This is a genomic window from Streptomyces sp. NPDC021115, assembly GCF_044333065.1.
In the GTDB taxonomy this organism is placed as follows: domain Bacteria; phylum Actinomycetota; class Actinomycetes; order Streptomycetales; family Streptomycetaceae; genus Streptomyces.
Map to the genome: position 1 here is coordinate 358,581 of NZ_JBIRQF010000004.1, position 14,276 is coordinate 372,856.

The window sequence follows — 14,276 nt, forward strand, 5'->3', positions numbered from 1 at the left end:
CCGCACTGACTACGGCATAAGGATCACTGATGGAGCTCGGTCTCGTCGGCCTCGGCAAGATGGGCGGCAACATGCGCGAGCGCATTCGCCGCGCAGGCCACACCGTCATCGGATACGACCGCAACCCGGACGTCGCCGATGTGCACAGCCTCGGCGAGCTGGTGAGCGGTCTCAAGGGTCCGCGGGTGGTGTGGATCATGGTTCCGGCCGGTGCCGCGACCCAGACCACCATCGACGAGCTGGCCGAGCTGCTGTCGCCCGGCGACGTCGTCGTGGACGGTGGCAACTCCCGCTGGACGGACGACGAGAAGCACGCCGAGGAGCTGGCCGCCAAGGGCATCGGCTTCGTCGACTGCGGTGTCTCCGGCGGCGTCTGGGGCCTGGAGAACGGCTATGCGCTGATGTACGGCGGCGCGGCCGAGCACGTCGCGCAGGTCCAGCCGGTCTTCGACGCGCTCAAGCCCGAGGGCGACGCCGGGGCCGTCCACGCCGGAAAGGTCGGCGCGGGCCACTTCGCCAAGATGGTCCACAACGGCATCGAGTACGCGATGATGCAGGCGTACGCCGAGGGCTGGGAGCTGCTGGAGGCCGTGCACTCGGTCACCGACGTCCGCGAGGTGTTCCGCTCCTGGCAGGAGGGCACCGTCATCCGCTCCTGGCTGCTGGACCTGGCCGTCCGCGCCCTGGACGACGACGAGCACCTGACCCGCTTGCGCGGATACGCCGAGGACTCGGGCGAGGGCCGCTGGACCGTGGAGGCCGCGATCGACAACGCGGTGCCGCTGCCCGCGATCACAGCGTCCCTGTTCGCCCGCTTCGCCTCGCGCCAGGACGACTCCCCGCAGATGAAGATGATCGCCGCGCTGCGCAACCAGTTCGGCGGCCACGCGGTCGAGAACACCAAGTAAGCAGCCCCTTCAGGGGGTCGTACTGCCGGGGGAGGTCGGCGCAGCCCACCATGCACGTCACGCATCTTTCGCTCGCCGACTTCCGCTCGTACGCGCGGGCCGAGGTCGCCCTGGAGCCGGGCGTCACCGCGTTCGTCGGGCCCAACGGGCAGGGCAAGACCAATCTGGTCGAGGCCGTCGGCTATCTCGCCACGCTCGGCAGCCACCGCGTCTCCTCGGACGCCCCGCTGGTGCGCATGGGCGCCGAGCGGGCGGTCGTCCGGGCCGCGGTGGTCCAGGGCGACCGGCAGCAGCTGGTCGAGCTGGAGCTGAACCCCGGTAAGGCCAACCGCGCCCGCATCAACCGGTCCTCGCAGGTCAGACCGCGGGATGTGCTCGGCATCCTGCGCACGGTGCTGTTCGCGCCCGAGGACCTGGCCCTGGTCAAGGGCGATCCCGGTGAGCGCCGCCGCTTCCTGGACGATCTGATCACCGCCCGTGCGCCGCGCATGGCCGGGATCCGCTCGGACTACGACCGGGTGCTCAAGCAGCGCAACAGTCTGCTGAAGACCGCCGCGATGGCCCGGCGGCACGGCTCCCGCAGCGGCGGCGGTGACGCGGCACTGGCCACCCTCGATGTCTGGGACCAGCACCTGGCCCGGACCGGTGCCGAGCTGCTCGCCCAGCGCTTCGACCTGATCTCCGTGCTCCAGCCGCTGGCCGACAAGGCGTACGAGCAGCTGGCCCCGGGGGGCGGCCCGGTCCTGCCGGAGTACCGCGGTTCGGCCGGTGAGGACCTGACCGCGGCCGGCAGCCGCGAGGAGCTGTACGAGCGGCTGATAGCCGCCCTGGCCGAGGCGCGCAAGCAGGAGATCGAGCGCGGCGTCACGCTGGTGGGGCCGCACCGGGACGACCTGGTCCTCAAGCTCGGGCGGCTTCCGGCCAAGGGGTACGCGAGCCATGGCGAGTCCTGGTCGTACGCCCTGGCGCTGCGGCTTGCCTCGTACGACCTGCTGCGCGCGGAGGGCGCCGAACCGGTGCTGGTGCTGGACGACGTCTTCGCGGAGCTGGACTCCCGGCGCCGGGAGCGGCTGGCCGAGCTGGTCGCCCCCGGTGAGCAGGTGCTGGTCACGGCGGCCGTGGAGGAGGACGTCCCGCGGGTGCTGGCGGGCGTGCGGTACGCGGTGGCCGAGGGGGAGGTGCGGCGGGTATGACCGACCAGCCCCCGAAGAACCCGGAGCCCTCGGGCGTCGACCTGGCGCGCGTCGCGCTGCGCGCCGCCAAGGAGCAGGCGCGCGCCCGCGGCGCGGCCGCCCAGCAGAAGAAGCAGGCGCGCCGAGGGGGCTTGCGCTCCGGCGCGCGCGCCGATGGTCGCGATCCGCTTCCGCTCGGGGCGGCGATCAACCGGCTGATCACCGAGCGGGGCTGGGAGGCACCGGCGGCGGTCGGCGGGGTGATGGGCCGCTGGCCCCAGATCGTCGGCCCGGAGGTCGCCCAGCACTGTGAGCCGCAGCGGTACGACGAGGACGCCCGGGTGCTGACCGTGCGCTGCGACTCCACAGCGTGGGCGACGCAGCTGCGGCTGCTCGCACCGCAACTGGTGGCCCGGCTCAACGTCGATCTCGGGCAGGGCACGGTCCGGTTGATCAAGGTGCTGGGCCCGGGCGGGCCGCCCCGGCGCTACGGTCCGCTGCGCTCCCCCGGCAGTACAGGGCCGGGCGACACCTACGGCTGACGGCGCCTGAGCACAGGGTGACGGCTGAGACCCCGGTCACGGTAGCCGGTGGTTGACAGCTCGAAGCGCTGAGTGGCGGTGTGAGCCTCTTGGAGCCCGTCCCCGCATATGGGGAGTCGCTGGCGACCGGTTCAGGGCGGCACATGCGGACTCAGGCGCCAGCAAGCCCCCATTCTTGTCGGCGCTACCGGTAGACTGGGCGCGTACACCGTCGCCGCTGGCGCACCGAGCGCTTGCGGACACATGTTGAACGACGCAGCCGCTCCTGCCTGCCCGGAGACGGCATGTGCTGTGCCAGAAAGGGCGCTTCGTGGCCGATTCCGGCAACCCCATCGAAAACATCACGTCCATCCCCGACGGCGAGGCCCTGGCTCCGCCGTCGTACGACGCCAGTGCGATCACTGTCCTGGAGGGGCTGGACGCGGTCCGCAAGCGACCCGGTATGTACATCGGTTCCACCGGTGAGCGCGGCCTGCACCACCTGGTCCAGGAAGTCGTCGACAACTCCGTCGACGAGGCCATGGCCGGGCACGCGGACAGCATCGACGTCACGATCCTCCCCGACGGCGGCGTCCGCGTCATCGACAACGGCCGCGGTATCCCGGTGGGCATCGTCCCCTCGGAGGGGAAGCCGGCCGTGGAGGTCGTGCTGACCGTCCTGCACGCGGGCGGCAAGTTCGGCGGCGGCGGCTACGCCGTCTCCGGTGGTCTGCACGGCGTCGGCGTCTCCGTCGTCAACGCCCTGTCGTCGAAGGTCTCGGTCGAGGTCAAGACGGACGGGTACCGCTGGACCCAGGACTACAAGACCGGCGTGCCGACCGCGCCGCTGGCCCGGAACGAGGCCACGGAGGAGACCGGCACGACGGTCACCTTCTGGGCCGACGGGGACATCTTCGAGACCACCGAGTACTCGTTCGAGACGCTGTCCCGGCGCTTCCAGGAGATGGCGTTCCTCAACAAGGGCCTGTCGATCGCGCTGACGGACGAGCGCGAGGCCCATGTGGACGAGGAGGGCAAGCCGCTCTCCGTGCGGTACCACTACGAGGGCGGCATCGTCGACTTCGTCACGTACCTCAACTCCCGCAAGGGCGAGCTGGTCCACCCCACGGTGATCGGCTTCGAGGCCGAGGACAAGGAGCGGCTGCTCTCCCTCGAGATCGCGATGCAGTGGAACACCCAGTACTCCGAGGGTGTCTACAGCTTCGCGAACACCATCCACACCCATGAGGGCGGTACGCACGAGGAGGGCTTCCGGGCCGCGCTGACGTACCTGATCAACAAGTACGCGCGCGACAGGAAGCTGCTCCGCGAGAAGGACGACAACCTCACCGGTGAGGACATCCGCGAGGGCCTGACCGCGATCATCTCGGTCAAGCTGGGCGAGCCGCAGTTCGAGGGCCAGACGAAGACGAAGCTGGGCAACACCGAGGCGAAGACCTTCGTCCAGAAGATCGTCAACGAGCACCTGGCCGACTGGCTGGACCGGAACCCCAACGAGGCGGCGGACATCATCCGCAAGGGGATCCAGGCGGCGACGGCCCGGGTGGCGGCCCGTAAGGCGCGCGACCTGACCCGCCGCAAGGGGCTGCTGGAGACCGCGTCGCTGCCGGGCAAGCTGAGCGACTGCCAGTCCAACGACCCGTCGAAGTGCGAGATCTTCATCGTCGAGGGTGACTCCGCCGGCGGCTCGGCCAAGTCCGGCCGTGATCCGCAGTACCAGGCGATCCTTCCGATCCGAGGCAAGATCCTCAACGTCGAGAAGGCCCGGGTCGACAAGATCCTCCAGAACAACGAGGTCCAGGCGCTGATCTCGGCCTTCGGCACCGGTGTGCACGAGGACTTCGACATCGCCAAGCTCCGCTATCACAAGATCATCTTGATGGCGGACGCCGACGTCGACGGTCAGCACATCAACACCCTGCTGCTGACGTTCCTCTTCCGCTTCATGCGTCCGCTCGTCGAGGCCGGGCACGTCTTCCTCTCCCGCCCGCCGCTCTACAAGATCAAGTGGGGCCGGGACGACTTCGAGTACGCGTACTCGGACCGGGAGCGGGACGCCCTGATCCAGGCCGGCCGCGAGCAGGGCAAGCGCATCAAGGACGACTCGGTGCAGCGCTTCAAGGGTCTGGGCGAGATGAACGCCGAGGAGCTGCGCGTGACCACCATGGACCTCGACAGCCGGGTCCTCGGCCAGGTCACGCTGGACGACGCGGCGCAGGCCGACGACCTGTTCTCGGTCCTGATGGGCGAGGACGTCGAGGCACGGCGCTCGTTCATCCAGCGCAATGCCAAGGATGTCCGCTTCCTCGACATCTGAGTCGGCCACCCGCAGCCGCAGACGACAGAAGGACTTGACCAGCAATGGCCGACGAGAACAACCCCACCACGCCCGACGAACTCGCCGAGGGCGCCGCGATGCGCATCGAGGCGGTCGGCCTCGAGACCGAGATGCAGCGCTCGTACCTCGACTACGCGATGAGCGTCATCGTGAGCCGTGCGCTGCCCGACGTCCGGGACGGCCTCAAGCCGGTGCACCGGCGCGTGCTGTACGCGATGTACGACGGCGGATACCGCCCCGAGAAGGGCTTCTACAAGTGCGCCCGCGTCGTCGGCGACGTGATGGGCACGTACCACCCGCACGGTGACTCGTCCATCTACGACGCCCTCGTGCGGCTGGCCCAGTCGTGGTCCATGCGCATGCCGCTGGTCGACTCCAACGGCAACTTCGGCTCCCCGGGCAACGACCCCGCGGCGGCCATGCGGTACACCGAGTGCAAGATGGCCCCGCTGGCCATGGAGATGCTCCGGGACATCGACGAGGAGACCGTCGACTTCCAGGACAACTACGACGGCCGTAACCAGGAGCCGACGGTCCTGCCGGCCCGTTTCCCGAACCTGCTGGTCAACGGCTCGGCGGGGATCGCGGTGGGCATGGCCACCAACATCCCGCCGCACAATCTGCGCGAGGTCGCCGAGGGCGCCCAGTGGTTCCTGGCGAACCCGGAGGCGAGCCAGGAGGAGCTGCTCGACGCCCTGGTCGACCGGATCAAGGGCCCGGACTTCCCGACCGGCGCGCTGGTCGTGGGCCGCAAGGGCATCGAGGAGGCGTACCGCACCGGCCGTGGCTCGATCACGATGCGCGCGGTCGTCGAGGTCGAGGAGATCCAGGGCCGGCAGTGCCTGGTGGTCACCGAACTGCCGTACCAGGTCAACCCGGACAACCTGGCGCAGAAGATCGCCGACCTGGTGAAGGACGCCAGGATCGGCGGCATCGCGGACGTCCGCGACGAGACCTCGTCGCGCACCGGCCAGCGCCTGGTCATCGTGCTCAAGCGGGACGCGGTCGCCAAGGTCGTCCTCAACAACCTGTACAAGCACACCGATCTGCAGACGAACTTCGGCGCCAACATGCTGGCGCTGGTCGACGGCGTGCCGCGGACCCTGTCGCTGGACGCGTTCATCCGCAACTGGGTCACCCACCAGATCGAGGTCATCGTCCGCCGGACGCGCTTCCGGCTGCGCAAGGCCGAGGAGCGGGCGCACATCCTGCGCGGCCTGCTCAAGGCGCTGGACGCGATCGACGAGGTCATCGCGCTGATCCGGCGCAGCGACACGGTCGACACCGCGCGCGGCGGCCTGATGGACCTGCTGGAGATCGACGAGATCCAGGCGAACGCGATCCTGGAGATGCAGCTGCGGCGGCTGGCCGCCCTGGAGCGTCAGAAGATCACCCAGGAGCACGACGAGCTTCAGGCGAAGATCAACGAGTACAACGCGATCCTCGCCTCGCCCGAGCGGCAGCGGCAGATCATCAGCGAGGAGCTGACCGCGCTCGTCGAGAAGTTCGGCGACGACCGGCGCTCCAAGCTGGTCCCCTTCGACGGCGACATGTCCATCGAGGACCTGATCGCCGAGGAGGACATCGTCGTCACGATCACCCGCGGCGGCTATCTGAAGCGCACCAAGACCGAGGACTACCGCTCGCAGAAGCGCGGCGGCAAGGGCGTGCGCGGGACGAAGCTGAAGCAGGACGACATCGTCGACCACTTCTTCGTCTCGACCACCCACCACTGGCTGCTGTTCTTCACCAACAAGGGCCGGGTCTACCGGGCCAAGGCGTACGAACTCCCGGACGCGGGCCGGGAGGCGCGCGGCCAGCACGTCGCGAATCTGCTGGCGTTCCAGCCGGACGAGCAGATCGCGCGGATCCTGGCGATCCGGGACTACGAGGCCGTGCCGTATCTGGTGCTGGCCACCAAGTCGGGTCTGGTGAAGAAGACGCCACTGAAGGATTACGATTCGCCGCGCTCCGGCGGTGTGATCGCCATCAACCTCCGGGAGATGGACGACGGCCGCGAGGACGAACTGATCGGCGCCGAGCTGGTCTCCGCCGCGGACGATCTGCTGCTGATCAGCAAGAAGGCGCAGTCGATCCGGTTCACGGCGACCGACGAGTCGCTGCGTCCGATGGGGCGCGCGACCTCGGGCGTGAAGGGCATGAGCTTCCGCGAGGACGACGAGCTGCTCTCGATGAATGTCGTCCGGCCCGGTACGTTCGTGTTCACCGCCACCGACGGTGGGTACGCGAAGCGTTCGAACGTCGACGAGTACCGCGTCCAGGGCCGCGGCGGCCTCGGAATCAAGGCCGCCAAGATCGTGGAGGACCGGGGTTCGCTGGTCGGGGCGCTGGTGGTCGAGGAGAGCGACGAGATCCTCGCCATCACGCTCGGGGGCGGTGTGATCCGTACACGGGTCAGCGAGGTCAGGGAGACGGGCCGTGACACCATGGGCGTCCAACTGATCAACCTGGGCAAGCGCGATGCCGTCGTCGGCATCGCCCGGAACGCCGAGGCCGGTCGTGAGGCTGAAGAGGTCGAGGACGTCATCGAGACCGCGATCGAGGCAGCCGAGGAGGCCGCGTCCGAGGCGGCCGGGGGCACGCCGTCCCCGGCCGATGAGACCACCGAGGAGTAAGTCGTGAGTGGAGCCACGGGCGGAGCGGGTGGCGGCACGGGAGCCGAAGGGCGTCCGGAATCGAAGACCCCGCCCTCCGCGGGCGGTGCGTCCGCCGGGAAAGGCGCCCGTGGCCCCGCCGCCGACTCCCAGGGCGGGGCCGACCCCCACGGGGGCGACTCCCATGGGGGCACGGTGACGGACACCCGGAAACTGCGTCCCGTACCCGCGTCGGACCCCCAGCCGGAGCGGCAGGCGTCGAGCCCGCTGCCCAGCGAGCGGGCCGCCCAGCCTCAGCCCGAGCGGCCGTACCACCCGCCGCAGGCCTACGCCCCGCCGCCCGGCGGCGGGGCGGCCACAGCCGGGCGCGGCACCGCCGCACAGCCCGCCGTGCCCGGGCAGCAGCCCCACGGGGCGGCGCAGCGCCGTCCGGGCCCCGGCAGCGGGGGCGCGCCCGCATCCGCCGCACGCCCCGCGCCGCGTACGCGCAAGGCGCGGCTGCGGGTCGCGAAGGTCGACCCGTGGTCAGTCATGAAGGTCAGCTTCCTGCTCGCGATCGCGCTCGGGATCTGCACGGTGGTCGCGGCATCGGTGCTGTGGATGGTCATGGACGCCATGGGCGTCTTCAGCGCGGTGGGCGGGACCGTCAGCGAGGCGACCGAGGGGCAGCAGGGCGGCGGCTTCGATCTGCAGTCGTTCCTGTCGCTTCCCCGCGTCATGACGTTCACCTCGGTGATCGCCGTGATCAATGTGGTCCTGGCGACCGCGCTGGCCACGCTGGGCGCGTTCATCTACAACCTGTCGGCGGGCTTCGTGGGCGGCGTGGAGCTGACGCTCGCCGAGGACGAATAGCCCGCCGGGGGCGGCCGCGGTTACCGATTTTGGGACTGGGCTGGTGGTGCGCTAATCTTTCGGTGCAGCGCGGGGCTATAGCTCAGACGGTTAGAGCGCTTCCCTGATAAGGAAGAGGCCACAGGTTCAAGTCCTGTTAGCCCCACCGGCATGATCAGCCGGGACGGACATCCTCCGTCCCGGCTGATTCATTTGGGTGCCGGGGGAGTTGATGACCGGATACCGCCCGCCTGATGCCAGGCATAGGTCACCGAACGGTATCGGTCGGTGTGTATCATCGGGCGCCAGAGGTCCCCTACGTCAAGAAAGAGACGAGGTAGCGCGGTGAAGAAGCTTCTCCTGGTCGCACTGGCCGCCATCGGCGGGCTCCTCGTGTACCGCCAGATCCAGGCGGATCGCGCCGAGCAGGATCTGTGGACGGAGGCGACCGACTCCGTGCCCGCAGGTTCGGGTGTGTGACCCCCACAGTCCCGTTACGAGGGCCCCGATCGCTGCCGCGGTCGGGGCCCTCGTCTTTACTGTCGCAAACGAATCACTTGCATAAGTAAATGTGACGTGCTGGTCGACCGGCATGACGTCCGGTATGACGTCCGGTAGGACGTGTCCGGTGTGACGGCCGGTACGACGAGGGGGGGACGCGATGAAGCACGGCAGCAGGGACAGGGCCGCTCTCACCGCGGTGGCGGCGCTGTGCGCCGTGGCGACGGTGGCGGCGCAGGTCCCGGCCGCGGCCGCCGACAGCGCCGCGGGGGCCCGGGAGTACAAGGTCCGCGGCACCCCGGTGCAGGGTGCCGGGAGCGGCACGGGCGCCCCCTCCCTGAGACCCGGCCGGACGTACGCGGACCGGATCGGGCCGGGCGAGAAGCGGTTCTACGGCGTCGACCTCGACGCGAAATCCGCCGCTTACGTCTCGGCGGTCGCCGCACCCCGGCCGGGTGCGGGCGTCGTCTCGTACCGCGACGGCGTGACGGTGACGCTGAAGAACCCCGCGGGCGGCGTCTGCGACACCGTCCCCCGGCGGATCGAGACGAAGGGGGTCGCCTATCCCCTCGCCGACTACGTCACCCGCCAGACCGGCTCGGGCTCGGTGGCGTCCTGCCGCACGGCGGGCCGGTATCTGGTCACCGTGGAGCGCCAGGCGGGCTCCGCCGACCCCGACAGCTGGCCGCTGGAGCTGCGGCTGATGGTGGAGCCGCCGGTGAAGGGCGGCTCCACCGAGCAGGCTCCGGAGGGCAGTTGGCACGCCCAGCCGCCCCAGCCGCCGACCGGAAGCGCCAGGCCACGGCAGGGCGGGCGGGGGTTCTCCGACGCGCCGCTGGTGTCCACGGGGGTGTGGCAGGACGATTTCGAGCCGGGCGAGACCCACTTCTACCGGGTACCGGTCGGCTGGGGACAGCAGATATCCGCCATCGCCGAACTCCCCGCCGACGGAGCGGACAAGAGCACCCCGCTGCTCGGCCAGGCCATCGCCATGCGCGCCTACAACCCGGCGCGGGGCCTGGCCAAGCGCGGCACCGCCTCTGCCCAGGAGGGCGAGCGGCCGCAGACCGAGGTCGGCACCGCCCCCGCGGCGTACGGGAACCGGTACGCCAAGGCCGACTACTCGGTGCGCGCGATGAGCTTCACCGGCGGGTACTACCTGGCGGTCACGCTCAATCCCCCGAATGTGGAACCCCACTTGGACCGCACGGTTCCGGTGACCTTGCGGCTGCGGGTCGCGGGCGAGACGCACGACGGTCCGGCCTACGACGGGAACGCGGTCAAGGCGGGCTTCGGGCTCACCGACGCCGAGCAGCGGGAGGCCCGCAAGGCGGCCTCGCCGATCCAGTCCGACCCGATGGGCCGCCCGGGCGCCGGGGACCGCGACACGCTCCGGGCTGTGGCCTACGCGGGCTTCGGGACGGGTTCGCTCCTGCTGGTCGGGCTGGGCGTCTGGATTCTGACGGCGAGGCGCCGCACCGCGGCGGAGGGACCGCGGGAAGGGACGGAGACGGCGGATCCGACGACCGGACAGCACCGGTACGGGCCGCCGCCCGCCTGGTAGCCGGGCCGCTGCTTCAGTCCTCTGGCTCGGCCCGCTGATTCGGCCCGCTGTCAGCTTGCGGCTACCAGCGCCCAGGCCCCCACGGCGAAGCACAGCACCGCGACGATCAGGATCGAGACCGTCGTTTTCCGGGACGGCCCCCGCCGCCGCGCGGCGGGGGCGGGAACCCGGGGGCGCTGGGCGGTGTATGCACGGGTGAGGGGGTAATCACGCGGCGTCGGCAGGGGCGCGGCGGGCATGGGCGTGGGAGTGGGAGTGGGGGCAGGCGTATGAAAATGCGCGGGCTGGGGCGATGGGCCCGGCTGTCCGGGCTGTGGGCCCTGTGGCTGCTGTACGGGCGGCTGGGGCGGCTGCGGGAGCGGGACCCCGGTCGACGGGGTCGGCGGCTGCCGCGGGGGCTGAGGATGCGGGGGCGGCGGCTGCTGGGGCGGCGGTGTGTGCGGAGGGGGCGTCCGGGGAGGCGCCGGGGGAGGCGATATCTGCGGGGGTGGCGTTTGCGGCTGCGGGGTGTGGGGGTGCGCGCTCCGGGGGTGCGGCGTGCGCGGTTGCGGCGGCGGGAGCGTGAAGCTGCCGGTGTCCGACATCGAGGGCTGGGCGGGCCGCTCGGCGGCAGGCGGCTGGGCATCGGGGCCGGCTTCGGCGGGTCCTACGGCGGGCCCGGCGGGTTGGTCGGCCCGGCCGGGCCCGGCGGCGGACGGCGAGGGGCGCGGGACCGTTTCGCTGTCCCCGTCGGGAGGGTCGGCCTTCGCATGGCGGCGGCCCGGCCGGGCCGGGCCGTTCGGGCCGAATCCGGTCGGCAGCGGTCCGAGGTGGTCGAAGACCTCGATCATCTCGTCGTCGAGATCGGCCTCGGGCAGCATCTCGACCGCCGACGCGAGCGCCTTGCGCGCCCCGGTGGCCGACCGGAACCGGTCCTCGGGGTCAGGCTGCAGCAGCCCGGCGATCACCTGCCACAGCGGCTCGGGCACGCCTTCGGGGGCGTGCGGCACGCCGTGCTCGCCGAACAGCTTCACGATCGCTTCCCCGTCGGGCTTGTGCCCGCGGAGCAGATACAGCGTCACCAGACCGACCGCGAACAGGTCGGCGGGGAAGTCCGGCTCCTCGCCCATCATCTGTTCAGGTGCGAAGTAACCGGGTGTGCCCATGACGTAGTTGGCCTCGGTGAGGCGGGGCTCGCCCTTGGTGAGCGCGATGCCGAAGTCACCCAGCCGCACATGAGGGCGGCCCGTTCCGGTGGACTCCAGCAGGATGTTCGCGGGCTTGATGTCCCGGTGGACCACGCCCTCTTGGTGGACCGCGGCCAGTCCGGCGAGCAGCTGGTCCAGCAGGGTGCACACGTAGCGGGGTGGCAGGGGACCGTAGTCGCCGATCAGATGGGCGAACGAGCCACCGGCCACCAGGTCCATGGTGAACAGCACCTTGTCGTCGTCCGCCGCCCAGCTCGCCGGTGCCAGCACATGGGGGTGGTCGATCCGCAGGGCCTGCTCCCGTACGAAGCGCAGCAGCGTATGCGCGTCGCGTTGCTGAAGCACCTTCGCCGCGACGTAACGGCGGCGGCGATGGTCCCAGACCCGCCACACGGCGCCCACGCCTCCGCGCCCGATCGGGTCCACCAGTTCGTACCGGCCCGAGAAGATCTCACCCATCGCGCCGTGCCCGCCCCGTCATCGACTCGTCAGCAGTCCATCAGCCCGTCAGCTCTGGTGCGCCTCGTAGTGCGCGACCGCCTCGGCGGTCCGCCCGGCGCCGTACACACGGAGGAACTCTGCCAGCTCGGGATGGGTGGGGGCGAGGGAATCCGCCGCATCGATGATGTCCCCGGCGGCGGCCACGGACCGCAGCAGCGACTGGATTTCGCGGACCACGCGGCGCACGGTCGGGGCCCCGGTGCTGGCGGCGGTCTGGGTGGAGTTGAGGACCGATCCCCCGGCGGTCTTCTTGATCTCCTCCATGCGCTCGGCGGCCTCGGCGGCGCTCACCCGGCCGTCCGCCGCCTGGCTGGACAGCTCCTGGAGCGCCTGTACCCGCTGGACCACAGCCGGATTGCCGATCTTTGCGCGCTGGCCGCTCATGAGCTGGGACAGCATGGGCGCGGAGAGCCCGAGGACGGCGGCCAGGCGCGCCTGGTTCAGGCCGAGGTCGTCGATGAGACGGCGGAAGAGCGCCCCCAGCGGTTCCCCGTACCAACTGCGCTGCAGCTCTCGTGCGCGCGCGGTGGCATCCTGCTGTGTTGCGTCCATCTCGCTCTCCCCTTCGCTTCGCTGCCGCGAATCTTGCGTGGCATCCTACGGAGAGCGGTACCCGCGAGCGATACCCGGTCGGGAAAGGCCCCGGGTACCGGGTATCCTGATCGGCGAAGGGGCCTTAGCTCAGTTGGTAGAGCGCCGTCTTTGCATGGCGGATGTCAGGAGTTCGACTCTCCTAGGCTCCACTCTATGAGGGGTCCCCTGGCCTGCAAAAACGCAGGTCAGGGGACCCCTTTGCGTCGTTGCCGTCAACAACGGGCCGACCGGTTGCCCACTGAAGTGGTGTTGCCGCTCCTGGCATTGGCCCGCGCAACACCTCCCCGATGTCCCACGCTGTCCCACAACTCGGGCAAGCCGCCCGGGAATCGTCTGATCGGCGCGAGTCGCCGCACAGGGGGACGAAATGGGAGAGCTGCATCCGCTGGGGGAGAACCTGCCCGAGGAGTGCCGGGCGTTCGCCGTGGAGCTGAGGAAGCTCTTCGACGGGCTGGGCGTCTCGGTGCGGAGGTATGCCGCGCGCAGGTTCCGGGACCCCAGCACGATCTCCCGCTATCTCAGCGGTACGAGAGTCCCGCCGTGGGAGTTCGTGGTCGATCTGCTGGCGGATCTCGCGGAGTGCCGGGGCTCCGCGGCCACCCCCGCCGCCATCGAGCTGGTGCGGGACCTGCACCGGTCGGCGGTGCGCACCAGCGGATCCCCGGGGCATGCCCTGGAGATCCTGCAGATCCAGCTGGCCGACGCCGACCGGGAGGCGCGGCGCTCCAGTGTGAAGGAGGACGTGCTGGGCGATGCGCTGCTCGACCGCCGGCACCGCATCGCCGACCTGGAGGTGCGGCTGAGCCAGACCGAGGCGGCCTGGGCGGCGGAGCGGGCCCGCGCAGACGCCCTGGAGGTGACCTTCCCGGATCACCAGGAGCTGGTGAAGGAGCGGGATCTGCTCCGGCAGGAGGTGCACCGGCTCTCCGAGGAGCTGGAGGAGGTGCGGCAGCGGGGGCGGCTGGCGGAGGACCGCTGCCAGATGCTGGAGCGGCAGCTGGCCATGGTGGAGTCACAGCGGATGGCGGCGGTTCCGCGGCAGGACGAGGAGCCCGAGGTGCCCGCGGAGGCGGTGGTGCCCGAGCCGTGCACCGGGCCGCGGCCCAAGATCCTGGTGGTGGACGACCAGCAGAGCAATCTGCTGGCCATGGAGGCGGTGCTGGCCACCCTCGATCAGGAGCTGGTGACCGCGACCTCCGGGCAGGAGGCGCTGAAGGCGCTGCTGGACCACGACGACTTCGCGGTGATCCTGCTCGATGTGCAGATGCCCGAGATGGACGGCTACGAGACGGCCGCCCACATCAAGCGGCGCCCGCGCAATCGGGACGTGCCGATCATCTTCCTCACCGCGATGGGCGCCGATCCGGAGCACTCCTCGCGCGGCTACGCGGCGGGGGCGGTGGACTACATGGCGAAGCCCTTCGACCCCTGGGCGCTGCGGGCCAAGGTGTCGGTCTTCACCGAGATCTTTCTGGAGCGGCGCCGCTACGGCGGACGGGACGGCAAGGAGTAGCGATGGCCGA

11 protein-coding genes and 2 tRNA genes are annotated in these 14,276 nt (G+C 70.6%); 11 read left to right on the plus strand and 2 right to left on the minus strand.

Going from position 1 to position 14,276, the window contains the following annotated elements; translation table 11 throughout:
* The first annotated feature begins 29 nt into the window (after positions 1–29).
* The 9 genes from gnd to ACH4TL_RS15635 all read left to right on the plus strand — a co-directional run bounded on the left by gnd (position 30) and on the right by ACH4TL_RS15635 (position 10,471).
* Positions 30–908 carry a phosphogluconate dehydrogenase (NAD(+)-dependent, decarboxylating) gene (gnd, locus tag ACH4TL_RS15595; protein WP_398314304.1) on the plus strand — a complete coding sequence of 293 codons (879 nt, stop codon included), beginning with the start codon at positions 30–32 and terminating at the stop codon, positions 906–908.
* Between the two features lie 50 nt (positions 909–958).
* Positions 959–2,101: a DNA replication/repair protein RecF gene (gene recF / locus ACH4TL_RS15600; RefSeq protein ID WP_398314306.1), complete on the plus strand. Its 1,143-nt coding sequence runs from the start codon at positions 959–961 to the stop codon at positions 2,099–2,101.
* Positions 2,098–2,622 carry a DUF721 domain-containing protein gene (locus tag ACH4TL_RS15605; RefSeq protein WP_398314308.1) on the plus strand — a complete coding sequence of 175 codons (525 nt, stop codon included), beginning with the start codon at positions 2,098–2,100 and terminating at the stop codon, positions 2,620–2,622. Before recF ends, ACH4TL_RS15605 begins: the two co-directional genes overlap by 4 nt.
* A gap of 286 nt (positions 2,623–2,908) precedes the next feature.
* Complete coding sequence (gene gyrB, locus ACH4TL_RS15610) at positions 2,909–4,939, plus strand: DNA topoisomerase (ATP-hydrolyzing) subunit B (protein WP_398314310.1); 2,031 nt, start codon at positions 2,909–2,911, stop codon at positions 4,937–4,939.
* Between the two features lie 44 nt (positions 4,940–4,983).
* Positions 4,984–7,596, plus strand: a complete 2,613-nt coding sequence (gene gyrA, locus ACH4TL_RS15615) for a DNA gyrase subunit A (protein ID WP_398314312.1) — start codon at positions 4,984–4,986, stop codon at positions 7,594–7,596.
* Between the two features lie 3 nt (positions 7,597–7,599).
* Positions 7,600–8,427: a DUF3566 domain-containing protein gene (locus ACH4TL_RS15620; RefSeq protein WP_398314314.1), complete on the plus strand. Its 828-nt coding sequence runs from the start codon at positions 7,600–7,602 to the stop codon at positions 8,425–8,427.
* Positions 8,428–8,498: 71 nt separating this feature from the next.
* Positions 8,499–8,572, plus strand: a tRNA-Ile gene (locus tag ACH4TL_RS15625).
* Positions 8,573–8,751: 179 nt separating this feature from the next.
* The gene (locus ACH4TL_RS15630; protein WP_003958712.1) at positions 8,752–8,886 is read left to right on the plus strand and encodes a DLW-39 family protein; all 135 of its coding nucleotides are present in this window, start codon (positions 8,752–8,754) and stop codon (positions 8,884–8,886) included.
* A 181-nt stretch (positions 8,887–9,067) separates the two neighbouring features.
* The gene (locus tag ACH4TL_RS15635) at positions 9,068–10,471 is read left to right on the plus strand and encodes a hypothetical protein (RefSeq protein ID WP_398314316.1); all 1,404 of its coding nucleotides are present in this window, start codon (positions 9,068–9,070) and stop codon (positions 10,469–10,471) included.
* Positions 10,472–10,521: 50 nt separating this feature from the next.
* Here ACH4TL_RS15635 and ACH4TL_RS15640 read toward each other — a convergent pair whose 3' ends face one another.
* Together ACH4TL_RS15640 and ACH4TL_RS15645 are read right to left on the minus strand one after the other, a co-directional pair.
* Positions 10,522–12,117 (minus strand): protein kinase, encoded by a 1,596-nt coding sequence (locus ACH4TL_RS15640; RefSeq protein ID WP_398314318.1) that lies wholly within the window; start codon positions 12,115–12,117, stop codon positions 10,522–10,524.
* Positions 12,118–12,165: 48 nt separating this feature from the next.
* Positions 12,166–12,711, minus strand: a complete 546-nt coding sequence (locus tag ACH4TL_RS15645) for a DNA-binding protein (protein WP_009716470.1) — start codon at positions 12,709–12,711, stop codon at positions 12,166–12,168.
* Positions 12,712–12,829: 118 nt separating this feature from the next.
* On the opposite strand from ACH4TL_RS15645, the gene ACH4TL_RS15650 reads away from it, so the two are divergent.
* Together ACH4TL_RS15650 and ACH4TL_RS15655 are read left to right on the plus strand one after the other, a co-directional pair.
* Positions 12,830–12,902: transfer RNA gene (locus ACH4TL_RS15650), tRNA-Ala, on the plus strand.
* Positions 12,903–13,120: 218 nt separating this feature from the next.
* Positions 13,121–14,266, plus strand: a complete 1,146-nt coding sequence (locus ACH4TL_RS15655) for a two-component system response regulator (RefSeq protein ID WP_398314320.1) — start codon at positions 13,121–13,123, stop codon at positions 14,264–14,266.
* The last annotated feature ends 10 nt before the right edge of the window (positions 14,267–14,276 follow it).